The organism is Paraburkholderia sp. D1E, assembly GCF_052682275.1.
Genome location: NZ_JBQYMB010000001.1, coordinates 7,603,692 through 7,616,940 on the forward strand (window position 1 = coordinate 7,603,692; position 13,249 = coordinate 7,616,940).

The 13,249-nt window shown below is 63.2% G+C and carries 10 protein-coding genes; 3 read left to right on the forward strand and 7 right to left on the reverse strand.

Going from position 1 to position 13,249, the window contains the following annotated elements:
• Positions 1-67: 67 nt before the first annotated feature.
• Positions 68-1,882, forward strand: a complete 1,815-nt coding sequence (locus ACUN0E_RS34140; protein ID WP_408241928.1) for a putative bifunctional diguanylate cyclase/phosphodiesterase — start codon at positions 68-70, stop codon at positions 1,880-1,882.
• A 91-nt stretch (positions 1,883-1,973) separates the two neighbouring features.
• Positions 1,974-3,431 (forward strand): HDOD domain-containing protein, encoded by a 1,458-nt coding sequence (locus ACUN0E_RS34145; RefSeq protein WP_408241930.1) that lies wholly within the window; start codon positions 1,974-1,976, stop codon positions 3,429-3,431.
• 151 nt (positions 3,432-3,582) lie between these two features.
• On the opposite strand, the gene ACUN0E_RS34150 is transcribed toward ACUN0E_RS34145, so the two are convergent.
• Positions 3,583-4,959, reverse strand: coding sequence for an EAL and HDOD domain-containing protein (locus ACUN0E_RS34150; protein ID WP_445569383.1), 1,377 nt, complete (start codon positions 4,957-4,959; stop codon positions 3,583-3,585).
• Between the two features lie 278 nt (positions 4,960-5,237).
• Between ACUN0E_RS34150 and ACUN0E_RS34155 the strand changes: the two genes are divergently transcribed.
• Positions 5,238-5,996, forward strand: a complete 759-nt coding sequence (locus tag ACUN0E_RS34155; RefSeq protein WP_408241934.1) for an acetoacetate decarboxylase — start codon at positions 5,238-5,240, stop codon at positions 5,994-5,996.
• 185 nt (positions 5,997-6,181) lie between these two features.
• Here ACUN0E_RS34155 and ACUN0E_RS34160 read toward each other — a convergent pair whose 3' ends face one another.
• From ACUN0E_RS34160 to aruF, 6 genes are all read right to left on the reverse strand, one after another.
• Positions 6,182-6,976, reverse strand: coding sequence for an ABC transporter substrate-binding protein (locus ACUN0E_RS34160; protein WP_408241936.1), 795 nt, complete (start codon positions 6,974-6,976; stop codon positions 6,182-6,184).
• Positions 6,977-7,246: 270 nt separating this feature from the next.
• Complete coding sequence (astE, locus tag ACUN0E_RS34165) at positions 7,247-8,305, reverse strand: succinylglutamate desuccinylase (RefSeq protein ID WP_445569384.1); 1,059 nt, start codon at positions 8,303-8,305, stop codon at positions 7,247-7,249.
• Positions 8,289-9,629, reverse strand: a complete 1,341-nt coding sequence (gene astB / locus ACUN0E_RS34170; RefSeq protein WP_445569385.1) for an N-succinylarginine dihydrolase — start codon at positions 9,627-9,629, stop codon at positions 8,289-8,291. The genes astE and astB overlap by 17 nt, the downstream gene beginning before the upstream one ends.
• A 9-nt stretch (positions 9,630-9,638) precedes the next feature.
• Positions 9,639-11,102 (reverse strand): succinylglutamate-semialdehyde dehydrogenase, encoded by a 1,464-nt coding sequence (gene astD, locus ACUN0E_RS34175; protein ID WP_445569386.1) that lies wholly within the window; start codon positions 11,100-11,102, stop codon positions 9,639-9,641.
• A gap of 2 nt (positions 11,103-11,104) precedes the next feature.
• A complete protein-coding gene (gene astA, locus ACUN0E_RS34180; RefSeq protein WP_408241944.1) occupies positions 11,105-12,142 on the reverse strand; it encodes an arginine N-succinyltransferase in 1,038 nt (345 codons plus the stop codon).
• The gene (gene aruF / locus ACUN0E_RS34185) at positions 12,139-13,197 is read right to left on the reverse strand and encodes an arginine/ornithine succinyltransferase subunit alpha (protein WP_408241952.1); all 1,059 of its coding nucleotides are present in this window, start codon (positions 13,195-13,197) and stop codon (positions 12,139-12,141) included. Before aruF ends, astA begins: the two co-directional genes overlap by 4 nt.
• Positions 13,198-13,249: the final 52 nt, after the last annotated feature.

A 13,249-nucleotide genomic window follows, 5' to 3' on the forward strand; every position in this document is an offset into this window, starting at 1 on the left:
ACCGCCCGGACACGGCGGGCAATGAGCCGCCCCGCCTGCAGACGAACACAGGTTGCCAGCGACAAACATGGAAGCGAATACGATCACCGCGCCCCGCCGGGGCTCCTTGCGCACGGTCATCGACCGGTTTCGTACGTTCGGCCGGCGTGCCCACGGCAAACCCCAGGCACGCGCCAGCCGCGCCGCGCAACTGGAACAGGTGGTCGGCGCCGTCGACCTGCTGGCGCACATCGATCACGAGTTGCACTTCCTCTATGTTTCGGACGCCAGCCTGCGCTTCATCGGCTATCACCGTGAATATCTCGAGACCATCACGCTGCACGATCTCGTGGCGCCCGCCGACGTGCCACGCCTCGACGCGCTGCTGACGCGCGCCGTGGCCACGGGCAACGTCGAGAAGGCGACGCTCGGTCTCATCAAGTCACTGACCTACCCGATCACCGTCGAGCTGCGCGTGGTGCGCAGCAGCCACGACGGCATCGACGGCTATGCGATCGCCGGTTTCGACGTGTCGGCGTGGCGCGCCACCGAGGAACGCCTGACCCAGGCGCTGCATCTGGACCGCCTGACCAATCTGGCCAATCAGCCGGCGCTGATCCCCGCGTTGCTCGACGCGCAACAGCAAGCCGACGCCCACGGCACGCCGGCCGCGCTGCTGCTGCTCGACCTCGACGACTATCAGCGCGTGAACCGCGCGCTCGGCTACGATGCCGGCGACGAGATGTTGCGCGACACCGCACGGCGTCTATTGAACATGACGAGCCCGGGCGAGACGGTGGCGCGAGTCGCCAGCGACGAGTTCGCGATCCTCGTGAAGCCTGCCGCGAGCCGCACCGACGCGGCCGCCGCGGCCGAGGCGCTGGCGCGCCGCCTGTTGACCGCGATCCAGCAACCGTATGTCTTCAACGGCCAGCAGGTGCATCTGTCGGCGAGCATCGGCATTGCGCTCTATCCCGATGTGCGCCACGCCAACGACAACGCCGCCCACGACACCCACCTGCTGCGCTGGGCCGATCATGCCTTGCTGCAGGCCAAGGCGGCCGGCGGCAACACGCTCGCCTTCTACGTGCCGGACGACAATCCCGCCGACGCCGAGCGCCTGAAGCTGGAGGCCGATCTCTACGACGGCGTGCGCAACGGCGAATTCTCGCTGCACTTCCAGCCGATCACGAGCAGCCGCACGCATGGCGTGGTCGGCGTCGAAGCATTGATCCGCTGGTCGCACCCGGTGCACGGTCTCGTGCCTCCTTCAATGTTCATTCCGCTTGCGGAATCGATCGGCCTGATCAACTTCCTCGGCAACTGGGTGTTGAAGGTCGCCTGCATGCAGTTGATCCAGTGGGACAAGCAGGGCATCTCATTGCAATACGTCGCCGTGAACGTGTCGCCGCAGCAGTTCCGCGATCCGCGTTTCAAGGACGCCGTGCGCGAAGCGATCGAGTTGACGGGCATCGACCCGCGCCGCCTCGTGTTCGAGATCACCGAAAGCCTGCTGATGCACGACCCGGCGCATGCCAAGGTTCTGCTCGAAGAGCTGACCGCGATGGGCATCCGCTTTGCCGTGGACGATTTCGGCACCGGCTATTCAAGTCTGGCTTACCTGCAACGATTCCCCTTGGCCAAACTCAAGATCGACAGGAGTTTTGTCGAGAATCTGCTAACCTCCCGCAACGATCAGGCAATCGTTAGCGCGGTCGTCGGACTCGCGCAAACACTCGATCTCGAACTGGTTGCCGAGGGCGTTGAAACAGAAGCACAACGCACCCTGCTCACCGAGATGGGATGCGACCACATTCAGGGATGGCTCGTCTGCAAGGCGCTGCCCTCCGACGAACTCGCGCAGCGTTTCGAAGCGCGCACGCTTCACCTGCACACCGCATAGCGATGCAGACAAACCTCCTGCACAGCGGAAGATGCCGGCCGGGAGCCGGTGTGGCATTCATTGGAACATGTATGGCTTTTGCGGGACTCACATGGTAAAGGCGGCGGTGCTCGACCGGCTCTGGACGCGAATGAGCGAGCGCGGCGATTTCCCCATGCTGTCGCAGTCGTTGCGTACCACCATGGCGGCGATGAACAACGACGACCTCGACTTCACCGGCCTCGTGCAGGTCGTATTGTCGGATTTCGCCCTGACGCAAAAGGTGCTGCGGCTTGCCAACTCGGCCATGTACATGGCGTTCGGCGGCAACATCACCACCGTGTCGCGCGCACTCATGGTGCTCGGCATGGATGCGGTCGGCCACCTGGTGGTCGGACTGAAAATCGTCGATCACTTTCATCACAGCGCGCCGCGCCGCATCGACGCGAAACTCGAATTGAACCGCACGCTGCTGTCGGGCTGCGTCGCACGCAAGCTGACCGAGCGCGGCGATCTGCGCGCAGGCGAAGAAGCCGTGGTCTGCACGCTGATGCGGCAGATCGGCAAGCTGCTGGTGGTGTTCTATCTCGACGCCGAGTGGGATCAGATTCGCCGGCATATCGAAGACGGCACCCTCGAAACCGATGCGTGCGTACTGGTGCTCGGCGTCACGTTCGACGAAATCGGCGCCGAAGCGGCGGTGCGCTGGCGCCTGCCCGACATGATCCGCTCCGGCATGGGCGAGTTCGATCCGCTGGATATCGAGCAACCGCGCCAGGTGCAATGGCTGCGCGCCATCACCAACTATTCGACGGCGGTCGCCGACGTGCTGACCCAGCAGAACATGCCGGACTGGGAACGCGAAGAACGCATCACTGAACTGGCGCAGGCATACAGCCGCGCGCTGAACACCGACCCGGAAGTGTTGCTCGAGATGAGCGTCGCGCTCGCCCGTGAAGAAGGCGGCGACGGCGTGATGCGCGAGATCGTCGAGTTGCGCGCCAATGCGGACGCGATCGCACGCGAGGCGCTCGATCCGGAAGCGCGCATCGCGGCGGGTGTGGGCGATCTGCGCGGCCTGCCCGACGACAGCGCGCTCGCGCCGGCGTTGGCGCTGGCCGCGGAAACCGTGTTGGCGGCGCTCGGCTTCGCGCGCACGGTGGTGTTCGTCAAGCACAGCAACGGCACCTTCAAGGCGCGCCTCGGACTCGGTCCGAAGATCGACGCGGCAATGCCGCGGCTTTCGTTCAACACCGCGTTTGAGCCCGACGTGTTTCATCTCGCGATCGCGAATTCGGTCGGCATTTTTATCGAGAACGCACGCGACCCAAAAATGGTCGCGCGGTTACCGGAATGGTTCCGGCGTTCGTTCGACGATGCCCGCGCCTTCGTGCTGTTGCCGGTAGTCGACGAAACCGATCAGACAGTAGCGCTGTTATATGGCGACTGGTCTCATACGAACGAGCCACGCCGGATATCGCAGAAGGAAATGAGCGCGTTGAATGAACTGGCCAGGGAGTTAGGACGTTTTTTCGGCTTGGGGCAGATGCAGGAAATGGAGATGATGTGAAGACGTGGCGTGATCGTTGATCACGGTGCTTCACGCTCACCGGTTTTGTATTTGCCCTAAGTCGCGAGTCATGAATCCTGGATGCGGAAAGGCCGGCATGTTGCGCATGCCGGCCTTTCTGATTCAAACCTCGAACCTCAACCCTGCCCCCTCAATCCTCAATCCTTTCTAACCCCTCCGCACTCCGATCCGCAACCCCGGCCCAGGCTCCCGCCGCCAACCCAAGCAGCGCGATCTCTTCCACCGTCAACGGCTGCAAACGCGCGCACAAGGCATCGAGTTCATCCCACGCGCCGCACTCCAAAGCTTCGACCGCCGTCAGCAGCAAGCCCAGCACACCCTGCCGATGCAGGATGCCCGCCTGGATCGGCCGCGACAGCGTCAGCACATTCAACGTGCTTTCAAGCGAACCACCGAACACCGCATCGACAAACGAAAACACGCCGGTCAGAAACGCCGCATCGGATTCGTCGCGCCCGGCTTCGGGCAAGCGCTCGATCGCCAGTTCCATGAAACGCGCCCGGCTCGCCGCGAGCTGCAGCAGAGGATCGTCCTCGAGCGCGACCTTGCGGCCGTCCGCGTACAGCAGCAATTGCGTCCAGCGAGCGATCCGGTTCGTACCGGTTGCGTTGATCGCTTCTCGCAGCGTCGTGACCTTGTGGCCAACGGCAAGGCCGCTCGAATTCGCGAGCTTCATCAGATGCATGACGAGCACGGGATTCAGTTTGAGTTCGGCTTCGAGTTGCGCAACGGTCGGCTCGCCTGACAACAGTTGCAGCAGGTTCAGCAATGCGTGCCGCGGCGCGCTGACGCGCCGTGTCGTCGAGGTCTGCGCTCGCGCGAAGTAGTAGCCCTGGAAACGATCGAAGCCGAGAGCATGCGCCGCGTCGAAATCGGCCTGCGCATCGAGACCCAGCGCGATCAGCAGCTTGCCGGCCGACTTGAGCACGCTTGTCAGCTTGGGCAACAGCGCACTCGGGGTACGCGCGAAATCGATCTTGACGACGTCCGCGTAGGGCAGCAGCTTCGCGAACGTCTCGTCGGGCTGGGTCACCTCGTCGAGTACGAAGCGATAGCGCCGGCCGTGCAATTGAACGATACGCGCGATCAGGGCGTCGTCCACCTCGATCGTCGGCGCCAATTCGAACATGAAGCGCTCGGTGGGCAGCCGCAGGATCGAGTCGTCGAACAGCATCTCGCGGCTGACATCGACGTAAGCGGGATGCCCGGTGAGCGCGCTGCGCACATTGCTCTGCGCCAGACCGCGAATCACGGCTCGCGCCACCATTTGCGCCGGCTCGGGCGCGCGGCCCGGCAACGCATCGGCACTCGAATCCGTGCCACGCCCCGCAATCGGGGCCGCGTCAGGGTCTGCGCCCGCAGGCAAATCCGGCGCGCGCACTTTGATCTCATAGCCGCACAGCATGCCGTCCCGATTCAGAATCGGCTGACGCGCGAAGCTGGCATTCAGTTGCGCATCGTCCGCTGCACCCGTGTGGCCCGGATTCTCGATTGCGATGGTGGTCATTCCATTCCCCCGCTAAGCGCCGCCCCGGCGCTCACTGCTGTATTTTGGTTTTGGCTGCACCGATAGCGTGCGCCCAAGCCTCTGAGGCCCGTGGCGTCTGCGATGCGCCCGGCGATTTTAGCTCAGGCCGCTGCGCGCGGACATGCCAACGCCGCAATATCTCGAAATAATTGGTTACCCGTCTCGCTGAAGGCCTGGAAAGAATCGACGATACTCTTGTGCAGTGCAGAAGCGTTCCACCACTCGTGCTACCCCGCCTTTAACCACCAAGGAAAATCATGGACGTCAAAAGCGTGCTGTCAAATGCCTTCGCGATGCCGATCACGAGCCCGGCGTTTCCGATGGGCCCGTATCGTTTCATCGACCGGGAATTTCTGATCATCACCTACCGCACCGATCCGGACAAACTGCGCGCCGTCGTGCCCGAGCCGCTCGAGATCGGTGAGCCGCTGGTGCATTACGAATTCATTCGCATGCCGGATTCGACCGGTTTCGGCGACTACACGGAAAGCGGCCAGGTGATCCCGGTGTCGTACAACGGCGTGGCAGGCGGCTACACACTGGCCATGTATCTGGACGACCATCCGCCGATTGCCGGCGGCCGCGAATTGTGGGGATTTCCGAAGAAGCTCGCCAAGCCCGTGCTCGAAGTCCACACGGACACGCTCGTCGGCACACTCGATTACGGCCCGGTGCGTATTGCCACCGGCACGATGGGCTACAAACATCGGCAACTGGACCTCGCACAGCAACAGAAACGCCTGGAAGCGCCGAACTTCCTGCTGAAGGTGATTCCCCACGTGGACGGCACGCCGCGCATTTGCGAACTGGTGCGCTACTACCTGCAGGACATCACCCTCAAAGGCGCATGGACGGGCCCCGCCGCGCTGGACCTGGCCCCGCACGCGCTGGCCCCGGTGGCAGACCTGCCGGTGCTCGAAATCGTCGAGGCGCGGCATCTCGTTGCCGATCTGACGCTCGGACTCGGTGAAGTGGTGTTCGATTATCTCGACCAGCCTGAAGCCAACGTTCGCTGATCGACTGGCACGGCGCGCTGTACACGACGCACGTGACGCGCATATGAAGCGCGTGGGAAGCGCGTGAAGCACCGCTGCCAGATACGCGTCAGGAAGATGACGCTTCAAGCCTCGCCCAAAATGCAAACGGCCGCATCAGCGGCCGTTTGCATCAAGCAAAATCCATCAGGCAAGACACACAACGCTTACTTCAACACGACCTTCACGTCGAAGTACTTCGCCGCGAAGCGGTCGATCGTGCCGTCGGCCTTCAGTTCCTTGAGCGCCTGGTTCAAGGCGTCCTTCAACGCCTTGTCGCTCTTGCGGACGCCGTAGCCCACGCCCGCGCCGAGCAGCTTCTCGTCGGTGACGGGCGGCCCGGCGAATTCGAAGCCCGCGCCTTGCGGCTTCTTCAGGAAACCCTTCGAAGCCGCTTCCGCGTCCTGGAACGCGGCGTCCAGACGGCCCGATGCGAGGTCGGCGTAAATCTGGTCCTGCGTCTGATACGGCACGACATCGACGCCAGCCGACGCCCAGCGCGCCTTCGCGTACGCTTCCTGAATCGTGCCTTGCAGCACGCCGACGTGCTTACCCTTGAGCGATGCCGGCGTGGGCAGCAGACCGCTGCCCTTCTTCGCGATCATCTGATTCGGGATCGTGTAGATCGGATCGGTGAAATCGATCGCCTGGCGGCGCTGTTCCGTGATCGTCATGTCCGAGTTGATCGCGTTGAACTTGCGCGCTTCCAACGCCGGAATCAGGCCGTCGAACGAATTCTCGACCCATACACATTTCGCCTTCAGCTTTGCACACACGGCATTGCCGATATCGATATCGAAACCTTGCAGCTCGCCCGACGGCGACTTCGATTCGAACGGCGCATACGACGCCTCAACGCCGAACCGCACTTCCTTGATATCCGCGGCTGACGCGGACCCTGCCGTTACCGTTGCCGTCGCGAACAGCGCGAGCGCGGCCATGTTTCGCCAATTCATCTTCATTACAGGTGTTCCTCTACGGTATTGAACAAGACGGAGCCGAATCCGGGCAAGCATGATTGCCGCGCCAAAAATGCGATTCAAACTCGTGCGGCCGGTCTGGTGCAGCGCAACAGCCGCGAGGGCGGGATTGTACAGGCTTCGCCAGGCGCGCCAGGCGGGCGCCGACACCCGCCACCCTCACACGACCTCGAATCGATGCACGGCAAAGGTGCAAATTCGTGTCGCGTTCGGGCAAGAGATGAGGTGTGAAGGAGATGATGCCGCGGACGGCTAAACGAGCTTCGCGAGCGTTTCCTGGGTGGTCTCCACGACCAGCAGACCCGCACGCAAACCCGGTTTGACCGTTGCGTTGGGAAACACGATGCGCTCTTCGTCGTGACGCACGGTGTAGCGATACTCGCCATCGCGTGCGAGCACCGTGTTCTTTACGAAGGGCGTGAAATTCGGCACATCGGCGGCAAGCAGCAATTCGAATGCTTCGCTTTGCTTGGTGAGCTGGTCGATCACGGTGAACACGCGCGGCATCGCCGCGGGCGCGTTGCCGTTCTTTGTACCGGCTAGCAGATGGCGCAGCGCTTCGTCCGCACCGGCAAAACGTGTCAGATCGTTCTGGCCGAACGGACGCACCTTGCCGAGTTCCAGTGTGCACGCTTCGGCGCCGCATGCTTGCGCGGTGAAGTGCGAATACGTGTTGCCCTTGGTGGTGTGCAGCAAAACTGCGCTGATGCGCGCTTCGCCGAGCCACTCGAACATCGCGCGCGAAAACGGCGTGCCGGTGTGCGGCAACAAGGCGAATTGCTCGAACGCGGAGGCGCGGATCGCCGTGTGCATGTCGATATGCCAACGAGCACCAGGCTCTTGCGAAGCAGCGGCAAAGAACTGCGTTGCCGCACGCTCCAGGGCCACCGCGCGCGGCGCTTCGTGGCTATGCGGCACCTGCGTGTGACGTCCACTGAAGAGCCGGTTCAGATCGTCGTCGCGATAACGGCACGCGTCGCGCATGGCATCGACGTTGCCGAGAATCACCAGCAGGCGGCATGTCAGCGCGGCGTCGCCTTGCGCGATATCGTGCACGAGGCGTGAAAGCAGTTCGATCGGCGCTGTCTCGTCGCCATGCACGCCGGCGGAAGCGAGCACGCTGCGCGCGGCTACGTCATGCGAGGCCGGTTCGAGTTGCAGAACGCCGTCGTCGAGCCAGGACCAGCGCACACCGCTGTCGGCACACGCGCCCTGCATTTCCTGCGCGTCAGGCCGCGTGCCCGCCAACGTATAGGCAAGAAAATCGTCGAGCATCGGAACCGGCATGCTGTGCTTAGCGCTGGAAGTCATACAGGGAGCCCAGGCCGAGAATCTGCGTCAGCTCATCGAGCGCGGTGCGCGACTCGGCGAGCAAGTTCGGATCGGTCAGATCGGACGGTGCGAGACGATCGCGGTAGTGCTTTTCGATCCACGTATCGAGGCGGCCGAACAGGTTGTCGTTGATCCATACGCCAGGCGTCACCGCCGCGCGCTCCACATCGTTCAGCGCCACCCGCAGACGCAGACATGCCGGACCACCGCCGTTCTTCATGCTTTCGCGCAGATCGAACACGAGCACGTCGTCGATCGGCCCGGTGTGCGAGGTCAGATCGTCCAGATAGGCGCCCACACGCTCGTTCTCGCGGCATTCCTGCGGCACCACCAACACCTGCTTGCCGTCCGGGCGCGTCAGCAACTGGCTGTTGAACAGGTACGACGTGACCGCGTCGGACACGCTCACTTGCGCGTCCGGCACCTCGATCACGTTGAACTCGGCCTTCAGCCCCGAGAGCTTGGTGCGCAGTTCGTCGTACACCGCGTTCTGTTCGACAAAAGCGAGTTGATGGCAGAACAGCGTAGTGCGATTGCCGACCGCGATCACGTCGTTATGGAACACGCCCGCGTCGATCACGTCGGGGTTCTGTTGTGCGTACACGGTGGCCGATTCTTTCAGACCGTGACGATGCGCGACCGCGCGGCTCGCCTCGAACGTCTGACGTGCGGGAAAACGCTTCGGCTCCGGTCCGCGGCGATATTCGCTGCGGCCGTAGACGAAGAATTCGACGCCACATGTGCCGTATTCCGAGCAGAAACGCGTGTGATTCGCCGCGCCTTCGTCGCCGAGGGCGGGCGTGCCAGTCAGTGCCTCATGCACCGCGAAACGATCGGTGTCGCTGAAAATAGCGCGCAAGGTGCGGCGCGTCGACTCATGCTCGATCGCGCGATGCAGCTTGCTGCACAGATTGGCCGGCGTGAAATGCACGCGGCCGTCGTGCGTGTCGGCTGACGGACTCACCGTCGCGGCATTCGCGGTCCACATCGCCGAAGCCGAACTCGCCGCGGCCAGCAACTCGGGCGCGTCTTTAGCAACGCGGGCGATCACCGTTGCGTCGTCGCCCGAAAAGCCGAGTTCGCGCAGGAGGCGCATCGAAGGACGCTCCTGCGGCGGCAACACGCCTTGATGAAAACCGAGGTCGGCCAACTGCTTCATCTTGCGCAGACCCTGCCGGGCAGCCGCTTTAGGATTGGCAACCGACTTCTCGTTGTTCTGCGACGCGACGTTGCCGAACGAGAGCCCCGCGTAATTGTGGGTCGGGCCGACGAGACCGTCGAAATTGGCTTCAGTGGCTTGCATCGTCGATCCTTAGAATTGAAGACCCGGCGAGACGCTCGCGGGCATTTGCAGTTGCGCGCTTTCGACGGACGCCATCGGATACGCGCAATAGTCGGCAGCGTAGTACGCGCTCGGCCGGTGATTGCCCGAACGCCCCGGACCACCGAACGGCGCGCCCGACGACGCCCCATTGGTCGGCCGGTTCCAGTTGACGATGCCCGCGCGGATGGTGCGCTGGAAATGCGCCCACAGCGCTTCGTCGTCGGCGAGCAGGCCGGCGGAGAGGCCGAACTCGGTGTCGTTGGCTTTTTCGATCGCTTCGTCGAAAGTGCCGTAGCGAATGATCTGCGCCAGCGGTCCGAAATGCTCTTCGTCCGGCAGGTTCTTCACGGCGGTCACGTCGAGAATCGCAGGCGTGACGAAGCCGAGTTTCGGATCGCGCTGCTCCATTTTCAGCAGTGCTTTCGCGCCGTCGGCCAGCAAGCGCTCCTGCGCCGCGACCAGGCGCGAAGCCGCCCGCGCGGAAATCACCGCACCCATGAACGGCTGCGGATCGGCGTCGTATTCGCCGACGCTGATACGCGAAGTCACTTCGGTAAGACGTTCTACAAAGCGGTCACCGAACGCATCGTTCGGCACAAAAATACGGCGCGCGCAGGTGCAACGTTGCCCCGCCGACAGAAACGCCGACTGAATCGTGTGATGCACAGCGGCATCGACATCCGCCACGGGTCCGATCACGAGCGGATTGTTGCCGCCCATCTCCAACGCCAGCACGATCTCCGGACGACCGCCGAACTGCTTGTGCAGCAATGTTCCGGTATCCGAACTACCCGTAAAGAACAGGCCGTCGATCTGCCGATGGTTGGCGAGCGCAATGCCCGTCTCTTTCTCGCCTTGCACGAGGTTCAGCACGCCCGCAGGCAAACCCGCATCGCGCCAGATCTGCACGGTCAGACGCGCGACACCCGGCGCGAGTTCTGACGGCTTGAACACAACCGCATTGCCCGCGATCAGCGCCGGCACGATATGCCCGTTCGGCAAATGTCCCGGGAAGTTATACGGCCCGAACACGGCGACCACGCCATGCGGACGATGCCGAAGCACGGCAGTGCCGTCGGCCATCGGCGAACGCTTTTCGCCGGTGCGTTCGTTATAGGCCTGAATCGAAATTTCGACCTTCGCCGCCATCGACGCCGCTTCAGTGCGCGCTTCCCACAGCGGCTTGCCAGTCTCCCGGCCAATCGCTTCAGCGAGCGCTTCTTTACGTTCCGTCACGAGCGCGGCGAAGCGGCGCACCACGCCGCAACGCTCGTCGAGGCTCAAGGCCGACCACGCTGCAAACGCGCGGCGTGCGCTGCGTACCGCACGATCGACGTCGTCCGCCGAGGCGCTGTTGCCTTCCCACACCGTCGCGCCCGTACCCGGGTTGCGCGACGCGAATGCGGGTCCTGTGCCGGCGGCCCATTCGCCGTCGATGAAAAGCTCGCTCATGATCATCCTTGTTTGTGTTTCAGCGGCAGCACCCGCACCGGGTCGCCTGCCTTGACGTCGAGTGCGGCCGCCTCGGCGGCGCTCATGCGGAACACGCCGTCTTGCGGCACGCCCGCAGCCGCGCCCACGCGAAAATCGCCCAGCGACGTATTCGATACCAGTGAACGCGGTGCATCCTGCGGCGCGCCTGCCGGCACATCGGCGATCTCGACCGGCACCACCACGCTTTCGCGCACAGTGCGCAAGTCGGCGATATGGCATTCGAGCACCGGGCCCGCATCGAAGATATCGACGTGATTCTCGTAGCGCAGCCCCTCCGATTCGAGCATGCGGCGCGCCGGAATCGTGTCGCTATGCGTGAGGCCGACGCATTCCTGCGCCTCTTCCGGCAACAGTTCGACATACACCGGATAGCGCGGCATCAGCTCGGCGAGAAACGCCTTGCGGCCGTGCGAGCTCAGATAGTCCGCTGCGTTGAAATCGATCTGGTAGAAATGCGAGCCGACTGCGCGCCAGAACGGCGAGGTGCCTTCCGCGTCGAAATGGCCGCGCAATTCCGCGCACAAACGCTGCGGAAAGCGCTCGCGGAACTGCGCGAGAAACATGAAGCGCGAACGCGACAGCAGACCGCCGACGCCGCTCGTGCGGTAACGCGGGCTCAGGAATAGCGAACACACTTCGGCGTAACCCGTGAGGTCATGCGAGATGTTCAGCGCACGCATGCGCGTCCAGATGCCGAGGTCCTGGCTCGCGTGCACGACCGTGCTCACGCGGTAGTTGTAAAACGGTTGCTGCAAACCGACTGCGGTTTCGATGCCGCATACACCTGCCACGTCGCCGGTGTCGGTATCTTCCATGACGAAGAAGTACCCGGCTTCGTGCGGCTCGGCGTGGTTTTCCATTGTGCGGCGGGCACGTTCAACGCGCGCCGCCAGTGCATCGCGATCCGGCTTGAAGGTGGTGAGACCGGGGCCGGTCTCCTGCGCGAGCCGCATAAGCGCGTCCACATCGCCTCGTTGCACAACGCGAACGACGATCATTGTGCGTCTCCCGTCAATTCTTCCTGATGCGGCTCATGCAGGGGCACGCAGCGTACCGCGTCGCCCTCCTGCACGCCGAGCGCGGCACGCGCCGCATGCGACAACGACGCGCCGTTTGCCTTACCGGCCGGCAATTCACCGAGTACGCAACGGAACTCGCCGTCCGCCCCGTTATGCGCGATCAGATACGTCGAGCCGTCGGCAACCGCGCCGGCTTCGTGCACCACACGCGTTTCATTGCGTTTCACGCAGGCACTGCGATCCACTTGTGCGGTCAACACCGGACCCGCATCGAAAATGTCGATAAAGCGATCCGTCTCGAAGCCCTCTTCGAGATGAATCTCATACGCGAGCAACGCCTTCGAATCCGGCTCACCAAGCACGCGTTGCGCCGCTTCCGGCAGCAAGGGCACATAGATCGGATAGGTCGGCATCACTTCAGCGATAAAGGTGCGACTGCGTCCGCCCGATTCGATTTCGATGTCGGCAAAGTTACGGCCAAAGAACTTGCGCCCCACGGCTTCCCAGAATGGCGACACACCGGAATCGTCGGTCACGCCGAGCAGCAACGAGAACACCTCGGGCGTGAAGCGTTTGCGATTTGCGGCGATGTACATCATCCGCGCACGCGACATCAGATGCGCTGCCGCATCGCCGCGCAGCGACGGATCGATGTAATAGCCCGCAAGCCGGCTCTTGCCGGTCAATTCATGCGACATGGTCAGCGCATGAATCTTGCGATTCACGTGCAACTCGCGCGACGCATGAATCAGCGCGTCGTTGCGAAACGCGTAGAACGGGTCCGAATAACCGGCCGCGGCGACAATGCTCGCCGTGCCCATCAGCTTGCCGCTCTCTGCATCCTCGAGTACGAACAGATAAAACTCCTCGCCCGGAAAATCGGCTTCCGCGCGAAACGAGTCTTCCGATAGCGCGACGCGCGCTTCGAGCGCTTGCCGGTCGTGCGGTAGCGAATGCAGCACCGGTTGCGCGGTGCGCGCCATATGTTCGAGCGCATCGAGATCCGCGAGGCGGCTTGGGCGTACGAAGAGCATCATCGTTCCTGTTGAATGTGACGCATGATCAATGCAGCAAGTCAGTGCCAGC

Excerpts from the sequence above, each read along its gene's own strand:
- aruF (WP_408241952.1), bottom strand. The coding sequence starts at position 13,197 with ATGCTCTTCGTACGCCCAAGCCGCCTCGCGGATCTCGATGCGCTCGAA.
- astA (WP_408241944.1), bottom strand. The coding sequence starts at position 12,142 with ATGATCGTCGTTCGCGTTGTGCAACGAGGCGATGTGGACGCGCTTATG.
- astE (WP_445569384.1), bottom strand. The coding sequence starts at position 8,305 with ATGACTTCCAGCGCTAAGCACAGCATGCCGGTTCCGATGCTCGACGAT.
- astD (WP_445569386.1), bottom strand. The coding sequence starts at position 11,102 with ATGAGCGAGCTTTTCATCGACGGCGAATGGGCCGCCGGCACAGGACCC.
- ACUN0E_RS34150 (WP_445569383.1), bottom strand. The coding sequence starts at position 4,959 with ATGACCACCATCGCAATCGAGAATCCGGGCCACACGGGTGCAGCGGAC.
- ACUN0E_RS34160 (WP_408241936.1), bottom strand. The coding sequence starts at position 6,976 with ATGAAGATGAATTGGCGAAACATGGCCGCGCTCGCGCTGTTCGCGACG.
- astB (WP_445569385.1), bottom strand. The coding sequence starts at position 9,629 with ATGCAAGCCACTGAAGCCAATTTCGACGGTCTCGTCGGCCCGACCCAC.
- ACUN0E_RS34140 (WP_408241928.1), top strand. The coding sequence starts at position 68 with ATGGAAGCGAATACGATCACCGCGCCCCGCCGGGGCTCCTTGCGCACG.
- ACUN0E_RS34155 (WP_408241934.1), top strand. The coding sequence starts at position 5,238 with ATGGACGTCAAAAGCGTGCTGTCAAATGCCTTCGCGATGCCGATCACG.
- ACUN0E_RS34145 (WP_408241930.1), top strand. The coding sequence starts at position 1,974 with ATGGTAAAGGCGGCGGTGCTCGACCGGCTCTGGACGCGAATGAGCGAG.